This window comes from Bordetella flabilis, from assembly GCF_001676725.1.
Classification (GTDB): Bacteria; Pseudomonadota; Gammaproteobacteria; order Burkholderiales; family Burkholderiaceae_B; genus Bordetella_C; species Bordetella_C flabilis.
On sequence record NZ_CP016172.1, the window covers coordinates 4,306,190 to 4,320,899 of the forward strand.

General features: G+C 67.3%; 16 protein-coding genes. 3 read left to right on the top strand and 13 right to left on the bottom strand.

Annotated features, from left to right (window positions below):
* Positions 1-14 precede the first annotated feature (14 nt).
* On the top strand, positions 15-797 hold the full coding sequence (locus tag BAU07_RS19085) for a sulfite exporter TauE/SafE family protein (protein ID WP_084025869.1): 783 nt from the start codon (positions 15-17) through the stop codon (positions 795-797).
* 96 nt (positions 798-893) lie between these two features.
* Here the strand turns inward: BAU07_RS19085 and BAU07_RS19090 are convergent, their stop codons facing one another.
* The 8 genes from BAU07_RS19090 to BAU07_RS19125 all read right to left on the bottom strand — a co-directional run bounded on the left by BAU07_RS19090 (position 894) and on the right by BAU07_RS19125 (position 9,290).
* The gene (locus BAU07_RS19090) at positions 894-2,630 is read right to left on the bottom strand and encodes an L-aspartate oxidase (RefSeq protein ID WP_066660949.1); all 1,737 of its coding nucleotides are present in this window, start codon (positions 2,628-2,630) and stop codon (positions 894-896) included.
* Complete coding sequence (locus BAU07_RS19095; RefSeq protein ID WP_066660952.1) at positions 2,627-3,241, bottom strand: fumarate hydratase C-terminal domain-containing protein; 615 nt, start codon at positions 3,239-3,241, stop codon at positions 2,627-2,629. The genes BAU07_RS19090 and BAU07_RS19095 overlap by 4 nt, the downstream gene beginning before the upstream one ends.
* A 2-nt stretch (positions 3,242-3,243) precedes the next feature.
* Positions 3,244-4,119 carry a fumarate hydratase gene (locus tag BAU07_RS19100; RefSeq protein ID WP_066660953.1) on the bottom strand — a complete coding sequence of 292 codons (876 nt, stop codon included), beginning with the start codon at positions 4,117-4,119 and terminating at the stop codon, positions 3,244-3,246.
* An 86-nt stretch (positions 4,120-4,205) separates the two neighbouring features.
* Complete coding sequence (locus BAU07_RS19105) at positions 4,206-5,216, bottom strand: Bug family tripartite tricarboxylate transporter substrate binding protein (protein ID WP_066660954.1); 1,011 nt, start codon at positions 5,214-5,216, stop codon at positions 4,206-4,208.
* A 97-nt stretch (positions 5,217-5,313) separates the two neighbouring features.
* The gene (sdhC, locus tag BAU07_RS19110; protein WP_066660955.1) at positions 5,314-5,670 is read right to left on the bottom strand and encodes a succinate dehydrogenase, cytochrome b556 subunit; all 357 of its coding nucleotides are present in this window, start codon (positions 5,668-5,670) and stop codon (positions 5,314-5,316) included.
* A complete protein-coding gene (locus BAU07_RS19115) occupies positions 5,667-6,014 on the bottom strand; it encodes a succinate dehydrogenase (protein ID WP_066660962.1) in 348 nt (115 codons plus the stop codon). Before BAU07_RS19115 ends, sdhC begins: the two co-directional genes overlap by 4 nt.
* The gene (locus BAU07_RS19120; protein ID WP_157122340.1) at positions 6,014-6,727 is read right to left on the bottom strand and encodes a succinate dehydrogenase/fumarate reductase iron-sulfur subunit; all 714 of its coding nucleotides are present in this window, start codon (positions 6,725-6,727) and stop codon (positions 6,014-6,016) included. The genes BAU07_RS19115 and BAU07_RS19120 overlap by 1 nt, the downstream gene beginning before the upstream one ends.
* Positions 6,728-6,929: 202 nt before the next feature.
* Entirely contained in the window at positions 6,930-9,290 is a 2,361-nt protein-coding gene (locus BAU07_RS19125; RefSeq protein WP_066660975.1) for a PAS domain-containing hybrid sensor histidine kinase/response regulator, read from the bottom strand.
* A gap of 206 nt (positions 9,291-9,496) precedes the next feature.
* On the opposite strand from BAU07_RS19125, the gene BAU07_RS19130 reads away from it, so the two are divergent.
* Both BAU07_RS19130 and BAU07_RS19135 read left to right on the top strand, forming a co-directional pair.
* Entirely contained in the window at positions 9,497-9,754 is a 258-nt protein-coding gene (locus tag BAU07_RS19130) for a hypothetical protein (protein ID WP_066660978.1), read from the top strand.
* Positions 9,755-9,849: 95 nt separating this feature from the next.
* Positions 9,850-10,200 carry a c-type cytochrome gene (locus BAU07_RS19135; protein WP_066660982.1) on the top strand — a complete coding sequence of 117 codons (351 nt, stop codon included), beginning with the start codon at positions 9,850-9,852 and terminating at the stop codon, positions 10,198-10,200.
* Here the strand turns inward: BAU07_RS19135 and BAU07_RS19140 are convergent.
* The 5 genes from BAU07_RS19140 to BAU07_RS19155 all read right to left on the bottom strand — a co-directional run bounded on the left by BAU07_RS19140 (position 10,139) and on the right by BAU07_RS19155 (position 14,600).
* Positions 10,139-10,747 carry a hypothetical protein gene (locus BAU07_RS19140; protein WP_198168820.1) on the bottom strand — a complete coding sequence of 203 codons (609 nt, stop codon included), beginning with the start codon at positions 10,745-10,747 and terminating at the stop codon, positions 10,139-10,141. The genes BAU07_RS19135 and BAU07_RS19140 overlap by 62 nt on opposite strands.
* The gene (locus tag BAU07_RS27395; protein WP_198168821.1) at positions 10,744-10,917 is read right to left on the bottom strand and encodes a hypothetical protein; all 174 of its coding nucleotides are present in this window, start codon (positions 10,915-10,917) and stop codon (positions 10,744-10,746) included. The genes BAU07_RS19140 and BAU07_RS27395 overlap by 4 nt, the downstream gene beginning before the upstream one ends.
* 157 nt (positions 10,918-11,074) lie before the next feature.
* Complete coding sequence (locus tag BAU07_RS19145) at positions 11,075-12,025, bottom strand: c-type cytochrome (RefSeq protein WP_066660990.1); 951 nt, start codon at positions 12,023-12,025, stop codon at positions 11,075-11,077.
* A gap of 9 nt (positions 12,026-12,034) precedes the next feature.
* Positions 12,035-13,801 carry a GMC family oxidoreductase gene (locus BAU07_RS19150; RefSeq protein WP_066660994.1) on the bottom strand — a complete coding sequence of 589 codons (1,767 nt, stop codon included), beginning with the start codon at positions 13,799-13,801 and terminating at the stop codon, positions 12,035-12,037.
* Position 13,802: 1 nt separating this feature from the next.
* Positions 13,803-14,600, bottom strand: a complete 798-nt coding sequence (locus tag BAU07_RS19155) for a gluconate 2-dehydrogenase subunit 3 family protein (RefSeq protein ID WP_066660997.1) — start codon at positions 14,598-14,600, stop codon at positions 13,803-13,805.
* Between the last annotated feature and the right edge of the window lie 110 nt (positions 14,601-14,710).

Sequence of the window (14,710 nt, forward strand, 5' to 3'; positions counted from 1 at the left end):
AGGACGCCCTGGCGATGTGGAATTTCCTGGTGGTGCATCTGGGGCCCGCGGCCACGGGTATCGGGCCGCTGGCCCTGCTGGGGGCCGGGGCGGCGATCGCCATGGCCTATACGATCTTCGGCATGACGGGCTTCGGATCGGCGATCGTGGCCATGCCCATGCTGACCCAGCTGATGCCGCTGCACCACGCGGTGCCCATCATGCTGATCTGCGACATGATCGGCGGCATGCTGGTGGGCGCCAGCAGCCGCAGCGCGGTGCATATGGCTGAACTGCGCCGCGTGGCGCCCTGGATGCTGCTCGGCATGCTGATCGGCCTGGGACTGCTGATGTCGGTGCCGGAACGGCCGCTGTTGATCGTGCTGGGCGCGGGTGTCCTGCTGTATTCGCTGTGGCGGCTGCGCGCCAGCGATATCTTCCGGCCGCTCGCCCCCGGCTGGGCCATCCCGCTGGGCATCAGCGGCGGCGGCTTTACAGCGATGTTCGGAACCGGAGGGCCGCTGTACACCATCTATCTGGCCGGTCGGCTGCGCGATCGCAACGAACTGCGGGCGACGATCGGCACGCTGATCATGCTCACCGGCCTGACCCGGCTGGTCATGTTCACCGCCACCGGCTTGCTGCTCGACCCCGCCGTCCTGGCGCTTGCCGCGTGGCTATTGCCTTGCAGCCTGGTGGGATTGCGATGCGGGACGTGGTTGCGTCACCGCGTCAAGCCGGCCTACATCGGGCGGCTGTTATGGACCGTGCTGATCATCGGCAGTGCGAGCCTGCTGGTACGGGCCCTCGCCGGTTGAGCGCAGGCCCGCCGCGACCGCCGAAGGCCCCGGATGCCGGGCGAAGCCGCGGCCCAAGCAGTCGCGTGACGAACCACGCCGGCCGCCCCGCGCAGTTCAGGCGGCATTCCTGAGCAGCGTTTCGCCCGGCGCGACGCGGGTGAAATGGACCGGCTCGCGCGTAATGTGCGTGGCGTCGTCCTGCCGGCGCACGACCGTATACGCCGAGCCGGCCAGTTCGCCGGCCTGCGGGAAGTCCTCGCGGAAATGCGCACCCCGCGAATCCTCGCGCGCGAGCGCCGCTTCGGTGATGACCTGGCTGACGGTAATCAGGCTGCGCAGGTTCAGCCAGTCATGCCAGGTCGGATTGAAGGCGCGCTCGCCACCGGCCACGCCGACGCCGGACAGGCGATCCTGCAACTGCGCCAGCGTGCCGCGCGCGCGCAACAGCCCCTGCGCATCGCGCATGATGCCGACATCGGTCCACATGCAGTCGTACAAGGCTTCCCGGATGGGATTCAGCGTTTGCGCAGGCCGCTGGAAAGGCGCCAGCGCGTCGCGGACGGCGACCTCGATGGCGTGCTCGTCGGCAATCTGCCAGGCGCCCTCGCGGCCCACCCATTCGGCCATGCTGTCGCCCGCGATGCCGCCGAACACCGTGGAGTTGGCCACGCCATTGCCGCCAAGGCGGTTGGCGCCATGCACGCCGCCCGTATCCTCGCCGGCGGCGAACAGCCCGCGCAATGCGGTGCGGCAATCGGGCTCGAAGACCACGCCGCCCATCATGTAATGCGCGGTCGGGACGACCTCCACCAGGCCGCCGGCCAGGTCGAAGCCACAGTCGGCACAGCGTTCGACCATGCCCTTGAACTGCTTGCGGACCTGGTCCACGCCAAGATGTTCCATCTGGATGTAGACGCCGCCATTCGGGGTGGTGCGGCCGGCGCGCATTTCCGCATAGATGCCGCGCGACACGATATCCCGCGTGGCGCGTTCGCCGCGCGGGTCATAGCGATGCATGAAGCGTTCTTTGTCGCCGTTCAGCAGGTAGCCGCCAGCGCCGCGCAGGCCCTCCTCCAGCACGGTCCCCGTCATCCGCGTCTCCGTCCCGGCCAGCAGGCCCGTGGGATGGAACTGGACCATCTCCATGTCGCGCAAGGGCAGCCCCGCGGCCAGGGCCATGGCCAGGCCGTCGCAGCTCTTGTCGCCGGACGGCGTGTGGTACTTGTACATGGTCGGTCCGCCGCCGGTCGCCAGCAGGACGGCTTGCGCCTGCACGAAAACGAATTCGCCACTGCGCACGTCCACCATCAGCACGCCCGCCAGCGCCTGTCCATCCGCCGTCTTGATCAGCGCCAGCGCGCGATGCTCTTCCAGCCGCCCGATGCCGCGGCGCCATACCTGTTCGGACAGGCGGTTGATGATCTCGATGCCGGTCAGGTCGCCCTTGTGCACCGTGCGGTCGAAGGTCTGCCCGGCGAAGGCTTTCTGGTGCACGGTGCCGTCCGGATTGCGGTCGAAGAAACACCCCAGTTCGTTTTCCAGTTCATGGATGCGTTCGATGGCGGTACTGACCAGGGTCCATGCCAGGTCCTGGTTCGACAGCCATTTGCTGCCTTCGATGGTATCCATGAAGTGCCGCTCTACCGAGTCGCCCGGCGCCAGCGCCACGTTATAGCCGCCCTGTACCATGCGCGTGCAGCCGCACTTGCCCAGCAGGCCCTTGACCGCCACCGTGATGGACAGCCCGGGGGCGCGCTGGTGCGCATGCAGGGCCGCGAACAACCCGGCACCGCCGGCGCCCAGGATCAGGATATCGGTCTTCATCCGCTTGATCGGTACGGCCGGACTCATGATGCGGCGACTCCGAGGCTGGCCAGCACGGCCGCGCGGCGATCCGCGGTGTCCTGCTTGACCGTGTCGTAGAGGCTGCCGCCATGGCTGTCCATGGCGACCAGCAAGGGACCGAAATCGCGTATGCGGAAGCGCCACAGCGATTCCGGGTTCAGGTCGTCCAGGTCGACATCCTCGATCCGCTCGATCCAGGTGGTCTCCAGCGCCGCCGTGCCGCCGATGATGGCCAGGTAGGCGCCGCCCAGTTCCCGGAAGGCGTCCTGGGACGCCTGGCGCAGCCCGCCCTTGCCGATGATCAGCCGCACGCCATACTGCGCCATGAGCGGTTGCGTGAAGCGCTCCATGCGGTCGGAGGTGGTCGTCCCGATGCAGACCGGCTGGTAGCCTGCCGGAAAGTCGTCGCTGACCGGGACCTTGCGTACATTGGGCGCCGTGTGGATGACCGCGTGCCCGTTCAAGTCCAGGCGCGTGGTACGCCCACGATCGAACATATGGATTTGCGTCGCGTCGCGGATGCCGTAGAGCGTGCGTTGCAAGGTCACCGTATCGTTCACGCGCAGTTGGCGGACCTGCGCCTCGGTGATGGGCATGCTGAGTTCATGATGGGCCATGGTCAGAATCCGTAGGCGGTGCCCTGGGGCGTGAAGACCGCGCGCGAGCGGCGCGCCGAATGGCATTGCATGTTCACGGCGACCGGGTTCATGGTGATGTGCGTGGCCGCCAGCTCGATATGCACGGCAAAGGCGGTGCCATCGCCGCCCAGGCCCTGCGGCCCGACGCCCAGTTGGTTGACGGCCTCGGACAAGGCGGCTTCCAGGGCGGCGCCCTCCGGGTCCTCGCAATGGCTGCCCAGGGGCCGGGTGGCGGCGCGCTTGGCCAGCGCCACGCACAGGTCGGACGTGCCGCCCACCCCTACCCCAACGATGGTCGGCGGACAGGTCTTGCCGCCGGCGGCGATGACGCAGTCCACGACGAAAGTCTTGATGGCGTCCACGCCTTCGGCCGGCACCGCCATCTTCAGGAAGGAATTATTCTCCGAGCCGCTGCCCTTGGGGATCATCTCGATGGACAGCCGCTCGGGCGTGTCGTCGAAGTCGATGTGGATCACCGGCACCTCGATGCCGCATGACGTATGGTTATTGCGGCGCGTCAGCGGATGCACCACCGATGAACGCAGCGGGTGTTCCCGCGTGGCCCGTTCGCAGCCCTTGCGGATGGCCTCTTTCAGGGCATGGCCGTCCACATCCACGTCGCGCCCGATGGAGACGTTGTAGATCGGTATCCCCGTGTCCTGGCACAGCAGGTTGTCGTTGTCCTCCGCCACACGGATATTGGTACGCATGGTCTCAAGCACGCCGCGGGCGACTTCGGAGCGCTCGCGCGAGGCCAGGGTGTCGATGCCCTGCTTGATATCGGGCGGCAGCATCTTGAGCGCGCGGATGTAGAGTGCTTTGGCGGCTTCTTCGACCGCCGCGAGGTCTGGCTTCATGCGTATTTCTCCGGTTACGGTACGGTGCGTGCGGCCATGGCCTGGCCCGGACAGGGGCCGGGCCGCACCGCCATGGCCTGGCCGGCTCAATCGATGGAAAGATTGCGATGGCTGACCACCGTCTTCCATTTCGCCGACTCGGTCTCGATGCCTTTGCGCAGCTCCGCCGGCGTGTTGCCCACGGCGGTCATGCCCTGGCTGGCGAGCTTGTCGCGGATCGCCGGCTCGGCCAGCACCTTGGCGGTATCGCGCTGCACCTTGTCGATGATGTCCTGCGGTGTCCCGGCCGCCGTGACCAGGGCGAACCAACCCACGGTTTCATAGCCGGGCAGGCCGGCCTCCTTGGCCGTCGGCACGTCGGGCATCATCGGCGAGCGTGCCGGGCCGGTGACGGCCAGCGCCCGCGCACGGCCGCTTTTCGCGAAGGTGGAGGCCGCGGCGATATTGCCAACCACCATCTGCACCTGTCCTGCGAGCAGATCGTTATAGGCCAGTGCTTCGCCCTTGTACGGCACATGCGTGATGTCGATGCCGGCGGCTTCGGCCAGTGCTTCGGCGGCCATGTGGACCTGGCTGCCGTTGCCCGCCGAGCCGAAATTCAGCTTCTTCGGCTGGGACTTCGCCAGGGCGATGAGTTCCTTGAGGCTGCGCGCCGGCACCGCATCGTTCACCAGCACCAGCATCGGTCCGCTGGCGACATTCGTGATGTAGTCGAAGTCCTTCAGCGTGTAGGGCAGATTGCGGTACAGGTAAGGATTGACGGTGAACATGCTGCCCGAAGCCATCAGCAAGGTATAGCCGTCCGGCGGCGACTTGGCCGTCATCGTGGCGCCGATGGCGCCGCCGGCGCCAGGGCGGTTGTCGATGATGACCGATTGATGCCACATTTCGCCCAGGCGTGCGCCCAGCACACGGGCCACCACGTCCGTGGTGCCGCCGGCGGTGAAGGGCACCACGATGCGCACCGGCTTGCTGGGCCACGGCTCGTCGGCATAGACCACGCCCGACAGGGTTGTCGCGGTCATGGCGAAAGCCAGGATACAGGTGTGCAGCCAATGCCTGGGATGTCTGGATAGCGTGTACAGATAGGCGTGCATGTGCTTGTCTCCATTTGGATTGTGGCCACGCATCTATGGCGTGGCTCGTACCGCAAGCGGGTGCGGCGCGACAGATTCGCACCTCCACACCCTGACGTCAATGCACCAGCGCCAGCAGGAAAGCCAGGCCGGTACATGCGCTCGCGCCCAGGCCTACCGCCAGCCAATCCTTGCGCAGGTGGTGCCAGGGCGCGAATTCGATCACCAGAATCCGCAACCCGCCCATCAAGTGCAGGGACAGCAGCACGACCAGTCCCCATTCCGCGAACTTGAACAAGGGACGATCGGCGAAGCGCAGGAATCCGTCCAACGCCGCCTCTCCGGCGATGGCCTGGCCCAGCGCCCAGAAGTGCAGGGGCAGGAACAGCGCCAGCGCCAGGCCGGACAACCGGTGCACGAGGAAGGCCCAGTACGCGGGATGATTGCGCGCGCGCACGTCGTTGCGGCGCATCATGCGACCACCCCGTACACGGCGCGCAGGCCCATGCCGGCCAGCAACAGGCCGAATGCCAGCGCCGCGACCGCCGCCGAGGGCCCGCGCCAGCGCAGCCATTCTTCGGCGATGCGCAGCAATCCGATAGGCACATGCACCGCGCACGCCAGCACGAACAAACCGTAGAAGGCCGCGAAGCCCACGCTACCCTGCGTGCGCGCCAGGATCTCGCCGCCGCTCAATCCGCCACGTACTGCGTAGACGATGATGCCGATGTGCACCGCGACGAACACCGCCATGACCATGGCACTCACACGCTGCAGGTACCACAGGCGCGCCTGCGTCCGGACGCTCAACGCGGCCATCACAGCTCTCCTTTCATGGCGGCCTTGGCCGCCATGCGCTTCAGCCCGGCTATACCGGCGGTGGGCGCCAGCGCCTTGGGGCAGCGTTCGGTGCAACTGCCCAGCGTATGACAGGAATGGCACCCCGCATCGCCGGCCACCGCGCGCAAGCGTTCGGAGCCCTGCACGTCCCGCTCGTCGTTCATCAGGGTCCAGGCGCGGTTCAGCGCTGCCGGCCCCAGATAATCCGGGCGCCAGGTGACGACGTCGCAGGAGGCATAACAGACGCCGCATCCGATGCATTCGATGCCGGCGTCCACGGCCTGCCGTTGCGGCGAGGCGGGCGGTACGCGGGCGAAATCATCATGCCGTGTCTGCGCGCCCTCGAAAGTGCCCTTGGCCTGGCTCCATTTGTCGAAGAAGGCGCTCATGTCGGTCACCAGGTCCTTGATGACCGGCAGGTTCGACAGCGGGGCGACTTCCAGGCGGCCATCGGCCGCCACCTTGGACACGTGGGTGCGACAGGTCCACCGCGCCTTCCCGTTGACCGTCATCGCGCAGGATCCGCACATGCCCACCCGGCAGGCATAGCGGTAGCCGAGATCGGGCTCGAGTTCACGCTGGATGTAGGTCACCACATCCAGTACGGTCTGGCTGGTATGCCGCGGCACCGGATAAGTGACGAACCCACCGTCTCCCGCACTGCGCCATACCTTCACTTGCAACGTGTCCATGGTGTTCGGCATCCCCATTCCCCGCAGGCGCGCACCGCCGCCCCAGGCGTGCCGGTATTGTGGAATGCCATATTCGAAAGAAAAAGAGAATATTTATGGCGTCCAGATAAAGGAACCATTTATAGAAACCGGCGCGGGCGGCGCTGCGGTGCGGATCGCAGCGGCCAGGGGCAGCCGCGATGGTCGGCGCCTTCCCCCCTGCCTACTCCGCCAGCACCGCCATGAGGCGACGCGTGATGTCATCGATGCCGAAGGGCTTGGTGACCAGTTCCATGTCGGGGTCGCGCAGGCCTTCCGTCAAGGCCAGGCTCTGCGCATAGCCGGTCATCAGGACGACTTTCAGCTTGGGCTGGCGGCGCCGCGCACGCTCGACCATCTGGCGCCCGTCCATGCCGGGCAGCCCGATATCGCTGATCACCAGCTCGATGTCGGGCGTGTCCTTCAGCAGTTGCAATCCGGTCAGGCCGTCAGCGGCCTCCATTACGCGGCAGCCCTGTTCCCGCAGGACTTCCAACAGCAGCTCTCGCACGCGGGCGTCGTCCTCGACGACCAGCACGAGCGGATGGCGCCGCCGCACCGCGGCAACGGGTTCGGCCGGCGGCGGCTCCTCGTCTTCCGGAATGGGCGTCGTGAGCCGTGGCAGATACAAGCGCACCGCCGTGCCGGCGCCGGGTTGGCTTTCCAGTCGCGTATAGCCGCCGGACTGCCGCACGAAGCCGTAGACCATGGACAGGCCCAGGCCTGTGCCCTCGCCCTGCGGCTTGGTCGTGAAGAAGGGTTCGAATGCCTTGGCCGCGACGTCGTGCGGCATGCCCTGCCCGGTATCGGAGACGCAAATGCACACGTAGTCGCCGGCATTGACGATGGCGGCGCGCGTGGCGCCGCGCTCGTCCAGCCCGGTATTGCTGGTGGCGATCGTCAGGGTGCCGCCATCGGGCATCGCATCGCGCGCGTTCAACACCAGATTGAGGATGGCGTTCTCCAACTGATGCGCATCGCACAGCACAGGCCACAGACTTTCGTGGAGACGGATCTTCAGCGCGATTTTCTCGCCCAATGTCCGCTCGAACAGGTCCGTGAGCGAGCGGATCAGTACGTTCGGCTGGGTCGGCTTGGGCGCCAGCGGCTGACGGCGCGAGAATGCGAGCAGGCGGTGCGTGAGCGCCGCGGCCCGCTTGGCGGACTCCATGGCCATCTCGGTATAGCGCGGGACGTCGACCAGCATGCCGCGCTCCGCGCGTTTCTGCATGAGCTGCAGCGCGCCGATGATGCCGGTGAGCAGGTTATTGAAGTCGTGGGCGATGCCGCCCGTCAGTTGGCCCACCGCCTCCATCTTCTGCGATTGCCGCAGCGCTTCCTGGGCCACTTCCAGTTCCGCCGTCGCCTCGTTTTCGGCCGTTACGTCCTGCGCCACCGCGTGGACCAGGCCATCGCCCGGCACCGCGGTCCACGACAGCGTCCGATAGCTGCCGTCGCGATGCCTGCACTCGCAGACGAAACGCGACGTGGCATGGCCACGGTGCAGGCGATGCAACTGGGTCTGCGCCAGGGCGGTGTAGTCGGGGTGGACGAAGGCCAGCACGTTGCTGCCGAGCAGTTGCTCATGCCGCCATCCCAGGCGGGTCGTCCACGCGGGGTTGGCATCCAGCATATAGCCGTCGAAGTCCGTCACCACCATCAGGTCGTTGGCGAGCTGCCATGTCCGGTCGCGCTCGGCCTTGCCCCGCGCCACCTCGTTGAGCAGCAGTTTCTGGCTATGCCGCAGTGCATTACGGGCGGCCACTACCAGGTCGATGTCGAAGGCGATGAGAAGCCAGCCGCTCTCGCGCGCCTGGCCGCCGATCGGCGCGGCGCGCGCCATGAACCAGCGCCAGGTATTGCTGGCGGCGCACAGGAAGCGGATCTCCATCTCGCAACCGACACCGGTCTGCAGCGCCTGTCGCCACGCCGCCTGCATGGGCTCGCGGTCTTCCGGGTGTATGAACTCGGTCCAGTCGCCGGGCGGGCGGTCGCCCTGCTCGCGGCCGGTATAGCGGGCCCAGTAGGGGCTGGTGTAGATGATGCGGCCCTCCGGGTCGGCGAAGAAGGTCATCTGCGGCGAGCTTTCCACCAGGGCGCGGAACCGCACGTCCACGGCCCTGGCCTGCGTTTCGGCGAGATGCTGCCCGGTGCGATCGCGCACGACCTTGATGTAGCCGGTGTGCTCACCGCTGCGCTCGTCTTCCATACGCATCGTCAGGCCGGAAGCCCATAGCTTCGAGCCATCCTTGCGCACATGCCAGCGTTCGTCTTCGGCGCGTCCCTGCTGGCGTGCCGTCTCGGCTTCCTGCCGGTGTACGCCCTGCGCCCGCTCCTCCGGCAGGAAGATGACGTCCCCCGACAGGCGGAGGGCCTCCTCGCGCGTCCACCCGAACACATTCTGCGCGCCCACGTTCCACGTGGTGATCCGCAAGTCCAGGTCCATCGTGAAAATCGCGAAATCGGTGGCGCTCTTCAGCAGCGCACGCGCGACCCGGTCATTTCCTTCCTCTTCCCTGCGGCGCTCGCCTTTCGCCTGGCTCATCGTGCCTCCGTCCGCGTCTGCACATCGTCCGCGCAAGCATCAGCAAATTTCCGGCCGTGCCGCGCAATGCCGCGCAACGGATGGCACCCAAAGGATGGCATCCCAGTCTTACCGCAGAGAGCACAACGCGCCGATCACCGTTAGTAGCACAGTTTTGCGCAAAATGGCGTAACGTCATCGCTCACTCTGGTCCGGGGAGGGGCGACATGGCACAGCAAGGGGAAATCCTGGTCGACGGCCACCGCGTCTTCTGCAGGGTCACGTGCGAAGGCGAACACCGTTATACGGTCGCCATCGCGACGTCGCGCCAGGGCAGGCACGAGGAGCCAGAGGAACTGGCGTGGCGAGCCGCCGCCACACAGCTGTTCCTGACGCGGGAAGAAGCCGAACGCCACGCGCACTATGTATTGCTGGGCGTATGCGCCGTCAGACAGGATGGGGAACCGGTGTTGGCCGTGACCTGATATGGCCGCACCGCGGGAACCAGCAGGCATGCGGGCTGCTGGCCGACGGCCTGTCCCGACGCCGTTGCGTCGGTCCACCTGATCAGGAAGCCGATATGCCCAGGATCGCCGCACATTCCGCCACCCTCACCGCCCTGCTGCTGCTCGGCTATACGTTGTCCGCCGCGCATGCCGCGCCGGACGTCGCCCGCGCCACGCAACTGGCTACCCAGCACGCCTGCCTGGGCTGCCATGCCGCCGACAAGAAATTGGTCGGGCCTTCGTACCAGGACGTCGCCAGCAAGTACAAGGACGATGCGGGCGCCCGTGCGCATCTGGCGCAGAAAATCAAGGCCGGTGGCGCCGGCGTTTGGGGGCCGGTGCCCATGCCGCCGAACCCCGGCCTCAGCGATGCCGATGTACAGGTCCTTGTGGAGTGGGTGCTGGCTGGCGCGCCCAGCCGCTGACTCGGCCACGCAAGGCGTGTACGCCGAACAGCGCCGCGCCGAACGCGCCATACATCACGGCGAGCGCGCCGGCGCTGAGGTGGTGTTCGAAACCCGGCGTGAACCGCTGTGGCGTCAGCTTCAGATCCACCGTTGCCGCCAAGGCTGCCACCGCCAGGGCAATGCCGCCCGCCCGCGCCGGGTGGTGGGGCGGATCCCGCAATAGCCGCTCGAAGACCGACGCCCAGAGAATCGAGGACGCGTGGTGGATGACGTAGCCCGCTACCGTGTGGCGCAGCGTGAAGCCGCGGGCACGCAGGGCCTCGTCGCGCCATATCCAGTGGCTGGGGGCATTGGCCGTGGCCAGCGCGCTGCGGATCTCGCGGTGCCCGAAGTACGCCAGCACCGCCATGGACACCACGCTGGCCACGCCACCGGAGTACCAGGCCAGGCGCGCCAGGCCCTTCCCCCGTTCAGCACCGTGGCGCCCCGCGTCGCCCCCGAGTTCGTCGCAGCGCCGGGCCAGCGCGCGTCCATAGGCCGCGCGGCGCGCTTCCGCGGACATCATGCGCCGCCCACCGCCTTGACAATCTTTCCTGTGCCGGCGCACAGCGTGCAGATGCCGCCTCCCTTGCTGCCGGTTCCGCCGCAATCCGGGCACGGCACCTCGCCGGTGCCGGGCGTGCCGGGCGGCGCCTGGTCGCCGGGGCTCATGGGTTGATCGGTCGCGTTCGGCATGGTGGTTCTCCCGATGAATGGGGCGGGCTGGCAGTCGTCGTCCGTGGAGGAACGGCGCCTGGGGCAGACCGTTATCCCTGCAATGGCCTGGGGTGCGCCAGTGCGGCGCGACCAGGGTCTGTTCACATCAGCCCGGCTCGACCAGCGTCTTTTCACGTTAGCGTCCGGTACTGCTGCCTGAAGGCCCCGTGCCCGAGTCGCCGCCTCCGCCGCCCGGCCCCTGGCTGCCGCCCGTCAGGGGCGCGCCCTGCTCGGTGCCGGTGCCGGTGGGGGCCGATGGCCCGCTCTGCCGGGCCGATGGCGTGTCCGCGCCTTCGCGCGCACGCTGCCGGATGGCGGCGGCCGCGGCGTCATCGCGCTGGGGCAAGGGCAATTGCGCCAGATACGCCGATACCGCATCAATATCGCTGTCGCTGAGCTGGCGCGCGATATAGGGCATCTGCCCGCTGGCGTCGTTGGTGCGCGCGCCGCTTTTGAATTCGCGCAGGGCCGCGGCCAGGTAGGAAGCATGCTGGCCGGCCAGATACGGATAGGCCGGCGGTTCGCCCGCGCCACCGGGTCCATGGCAGTTCACACAGCCCTGCACACGGAGGCTTTCGTCGCCGGACACATAAAGGGTTTGGCCCCGGTTGGCGGCCTGCGGCGCGGGCTTCGCGCCTGCCGCCCCCGGCGGCGCAGCACCGCCGGAGGCCGGAGCCGCCGGAGAAACCGGGGATGCTGAAGACGCCGGCGATTTCAGACCGGCGTAATAGGCCGACACCGCCTGGTGTTCGCTGTCGCTGAGTCCTTTCGCGATCGGTTCCATGATGGGGTTCTTGCGCCGGCCGTCGGCATAGCTGTCCAATTGCTCGGACATGTACCAGGCCGATTGGGCCGCCAGGCGCGGAAAGCCGCTCGCCGCATTGCCTTCGCCCCGTGCGCCGTGACAGGTCACGCAGGCGATGACACCCTTGGCGGGGTTGCCCGTGGTCGCGATCCGCTCGCCGGCGGCGAGGTCCGGCACAGCGCCGGCGCTACCCGCCGCGCCGGTCTGCGCAAGGGCGGGCGGCGCAAGGAGGCTCGCCAGGATCACCGCCACCGACCCGGATAGGGTTTTGCAGGTTGTCATGGTGTCCTCTCATGCGGCCAGCGGACCTGGCGATTTCAGGTAGCGCGACACGATCGCGTCCGCCGCCCAATACGCCAGGGCGCCCACGGTCCCGGTCGGGTTATACGAGGCGTTCTGCGGAAAATTCGAGGCGCCGATCACGAACAGGTTCGGCACATCCCAGCTTTGCAGATAGCGGTTCACCACGCTGGTGGACGGATCGTCGCCCATCACCGTGCCGCCGGTGTTGTGCGTGGTCTGGTACTGGGTCACGGTGTACGGTCCCTTGCGGGCCGCGCCATGCACCTCCTTGCCCCCCATCGCCTTGCCGACTTCCAGCGCCCGGTCGGTCAGGAAGCGCGACATCTTCAGATCGTTTTCGTGGAAGTCGAAGGTGATCCGCAACAGGGGCAGGCCCCAGGCGTCGCGGTAGGTGGGATCCAGATCCAGGTAATTGGCGCGACACGAGACCGAACTGCCATGCACGTTCAAGACGGAGGTGTGGTTGTAGTGCTTGATGACGGCTTTCTTCCACGCCGAGCCCCACGACGGCGTGCCGACGGGAGTGGGGTGGAACTCGATGGGGCGGCCGTTCGTCATGACCTCGCCGAAATACGCGCCGCCGACAAAACCGTGCGGCCCATGGTCGAAGTTGTCCGAGACGAAATCCGAAACGACCGTGCCGCAGGCGCCCGACCGCATGAATGGATTGATGTTTACGCTCTGGTCGTAGAACACCTGGACCGAGCTCATCGTCTGGTAGGCGTAGCCGCGGCCGACGACGCCCTGGCCGGTGGCCGGATCGTAAGGCTGGCCGATTTTGGACAGCAGCATCATGCGCACGTTGTTCAGCGCGAAACCGCCCAGGATCACCAGGTTGGCGGGCTGCTCGAACTCGCGTCCGGCCGCATCCACATAGGTCACGCCGGTCGCCCGCTTGCCGGCGGCGTCCATATTGATGCGCAAGACCTGGCATTGCGTGCGCAGCTCGAAGTTCTTGTCCTTGAGCAGTACGGGCAGCAGCACGGTCTGGGGCGAGGATTTGGCGTAATGCTCGCAGCCATAGCGTTCGCAGAAGCCGCAGAACATGCAGGTGTTGAGCGTCATGCCTTCGGGGTTGGTGTACGGCTGGCTGAGATTGGCCGATGGCTGCGGATACGGGTGGTATCCTAGCTCGGCGGCGGCCTTGCGAAATATGGCCGAGCCATACGGCTCCTTCATGGGCGGCGTGGGGTAGTCGCGCGTGCGCGGGTCCTCGAAGGGATTGCCGCCCGCCACCTTGCCGCTCTTGAGGTTGCCCGCCTTGCCGCTTACGCCCAGCAGGTATTCGAAGCGATCGAAATACGGCTCCAGCGTCGCCGCATCGACGCCCCAGTCCTGTACGAACAGGTCGGGCGCCATGAAGTCCTTGCCATAGCGCTCGATGGTGCGCGTGCGCATACGCAGGTCGGTGTCCTGAAAACGATAGGTCTGGCCGTTCCAGTGCACCGCCGCGCCGCCCAGGCCGGTACCCGGCAGGAAGCTTTCCCACCGTCGGATCGGCAGCGATTCCTGGCGCGTGTTATTGCGGAAGGTGATGGCCTCCTTGGTGTTGTCCTGCATCAGCGCCTTGCGCACGGAGTATCGCAGTTCGTCGTGCACGTAAGGGCCCTGGAAATCGGGCACGGTGTAGCGGGGCTCGCCGCGCTCCAGCCCCACGACATGCAGGCCCGCTCGCATCAGCTCGCGTCCCAGGATGGTTCCCACCAGGCCGACGCCAATCAGCACGGCATCCGTTTCGGGCAGTTTGGTCGCCATGTCAGCGTCCCCCTTGTGCGCCGGCCGGCGCGGGGGAAGCGTGGCCCGGCATTCCCGGCATTCCCGGCATGCCCGACTGGGCGTTGCCCTGGGAGGCCGGCACGTCGGGGTGGATGTGGATCACGCCGCGGCTGTCCTCCGCCAGGCTCATCGGTGCGCGGTTGAACGCAATGCCATGCTGGTCCACCAGGTGGTAGTAGGTCGCATAGGCACCGGGAAAGCCCAGCATCTTCCAGGCAATCATGTCCTTGTTGCCGCCGTAGACAGGATCGCTGAAGAAACCTTCCACCGTGAGGGCCCACAAGGATTCGAAGAACACGTTGGCGGGCACGCCGTTGAGGTCGCGCTTGCTTTCCTGCAGGTCGCGCAGATATGCATCCTGCGCTGCCGCGTCCCGCTTCTCGAAAGGCACGGCGCCCTTGGCCGCTTCGTCGCGCAGCGCCCGGCAGGCGTTGCGGAACAGCTCGGCCGGCGTGAACGGCAACTGATAGCCTTGGGTGGGTTCGCCCTGGCGCCACGGGCCGCTGCGATAGAGGCGTTCCCCCGCGCCCCATGCGCCGCCCAACTGCTTGTCGATATAGTTCGGCACGCCCGCCTCGCGCGCGCCGGGCCCCGCCTCGTCGGCCGGAATCAGGCGCGCGGTCGCCGCCTCCACGAAGGCCGCCTCTTCCGGCGTCAGGAATATATAGGGAGCAGGCGCGTCTTGCGGCGGGGTCGCGGCCAGGACCGCCGGCGCGGTCGAGACAGTGGCCGCGGCCAGGCCGGCGCTTTTGAGGAAGGTACGTCGGGAAGGGGTCATAGAGGGCTCCTGAAGCGGAGCCGGCTCGCGCAACCGGTGTTCCCATCGCCTCGGGAAGGCGCACAATGCCGTCGCCGCGCAGGCGACGGCTGTGCCGGCCGTGCCCGGCT

What these genes read in the sequence shown, in the direction of transcription:
- sdhC (WP_066660955.1), bottom strand. Translation starts at nt 5,670, where the DNA reads ATGATGCGCCGCAACGACGTGCGCGCGCGCAATCATCCCGCGTACTGG.
- BAU07_RS19135 (WP_066660982.1), top strand. Translation starts at nt 9,850, where the DNA reads ATGCCCAGGATCGCCGCACATTCCGCCACCCTCACCGCCCTGCTGCTG.
- BAU07_RS19120 (WP_157122340.1), bottom strand. Translation starts at nt 6,727, where the DNA reads ATGGACACGTTGCAAGTGAAGGTATGGCGCAGTGCGGGAGACGGTGGG.
- BAU07_RS19100 (WP_066660953.1), bottom strand. Translation starts at nt 4,119, where the DNA reads ATGAAGCCAGACCTCGCGGCGGTCGAAGAAGCCGCCAAAGCACTCTAC.
- BAU07_RS19095 (WP_066660952.1), bottom strand. Translation starts at nt 3,241, where the DNA reads ATGGCCCATCATGAACTCAGCATGCCCATCACCGAGGCGCAGGTCCGC.
- BAU07_RS27395 (WP_198168821.1), bottom strand. Translation starts at nt 10,917, where the DNA reads ATGCCGAACGCGACCGATCAACCCATGAGCCCCGGCGACCAGGCGCCG.
- BAU07_RS19105 (WP_066660954.1), bottom strand. Translation starts at nt 5,216, where the DNA reads ATGCACGCCTATCTGTACACGCTATCCAGACATCCCAGGCATTGGCTG.
- BAU07_RS19150 (WP_066660994.1), bottom strand. Translation starts at nt 13,801, where the DNA reads ATGGCGACCAAACTGCCCGAAACGGATGCCGTGCTGATTGGCGTCGGC.
- BAU07_RS19155 (WP_066660997.1), bottom strand. Translation starts at nt 14,600, where the DNA reads ATGACCCCTTCCCGACGTACCTTCCTCAAAAGCGCCGGCCTGGCCGCG.
- BAU07_RS19145 (WP_066660990.1), bottom strand. Translation starts at nt 12,025, where the DNA reads ATGACAACCTGCAAAACCCTATCCGGGTCGGTGGCGGTGATCCTGGCG.
- BAU07_RS19125 (WP_066660975.1), bottom strand. Translation starts at nt 9,290, where the DNA reads ATGAGCCAGGCGAAAGGCGAGCGCCGCAGGGAAGAGGAAGGAAATGAC.
- BAU07_RS19085 (WP_084025869.1), top strand. Translation starts at nt 15, where the DNA reads ATGTGGAATTTCCTGGTGGTGCATCTGGGGCCCGCGGCCACGGGTATC.
- BAU07_RS19140 (WP_198168820.1), bottom strand. Translation starts at nt 10,747, where the DNA reads ATGATGTCCGCGGAAGCGCGCCGCGCGGCCTATGGACGCGCGCTGGCC.
- BAU07_RS19130 (WP_066660978.1), top strand. Translation starts at nt 9,497, where the DNA reads ATGGCACAGCAAGGGGAAATCCTGGTCGACGGCCACCGCGTCTTCTGC.
- BAU07_RS19115 (WP_066660962.1), bottom strand. Translation starts at nt 6,014, where the DNA reads ATGGCCGCGTTGAGCGTCCGGACGCAGGCGCGCCTGTGGTACCTGCAG.
- BAU07_RS19090 (WP_066660949.1), bottom strand. Translation starts at nt 2,630, where the DNA reads ATGAGTCCGGCCGTACCGATCAAGCGGATGAAGACCGATATCCTGATC.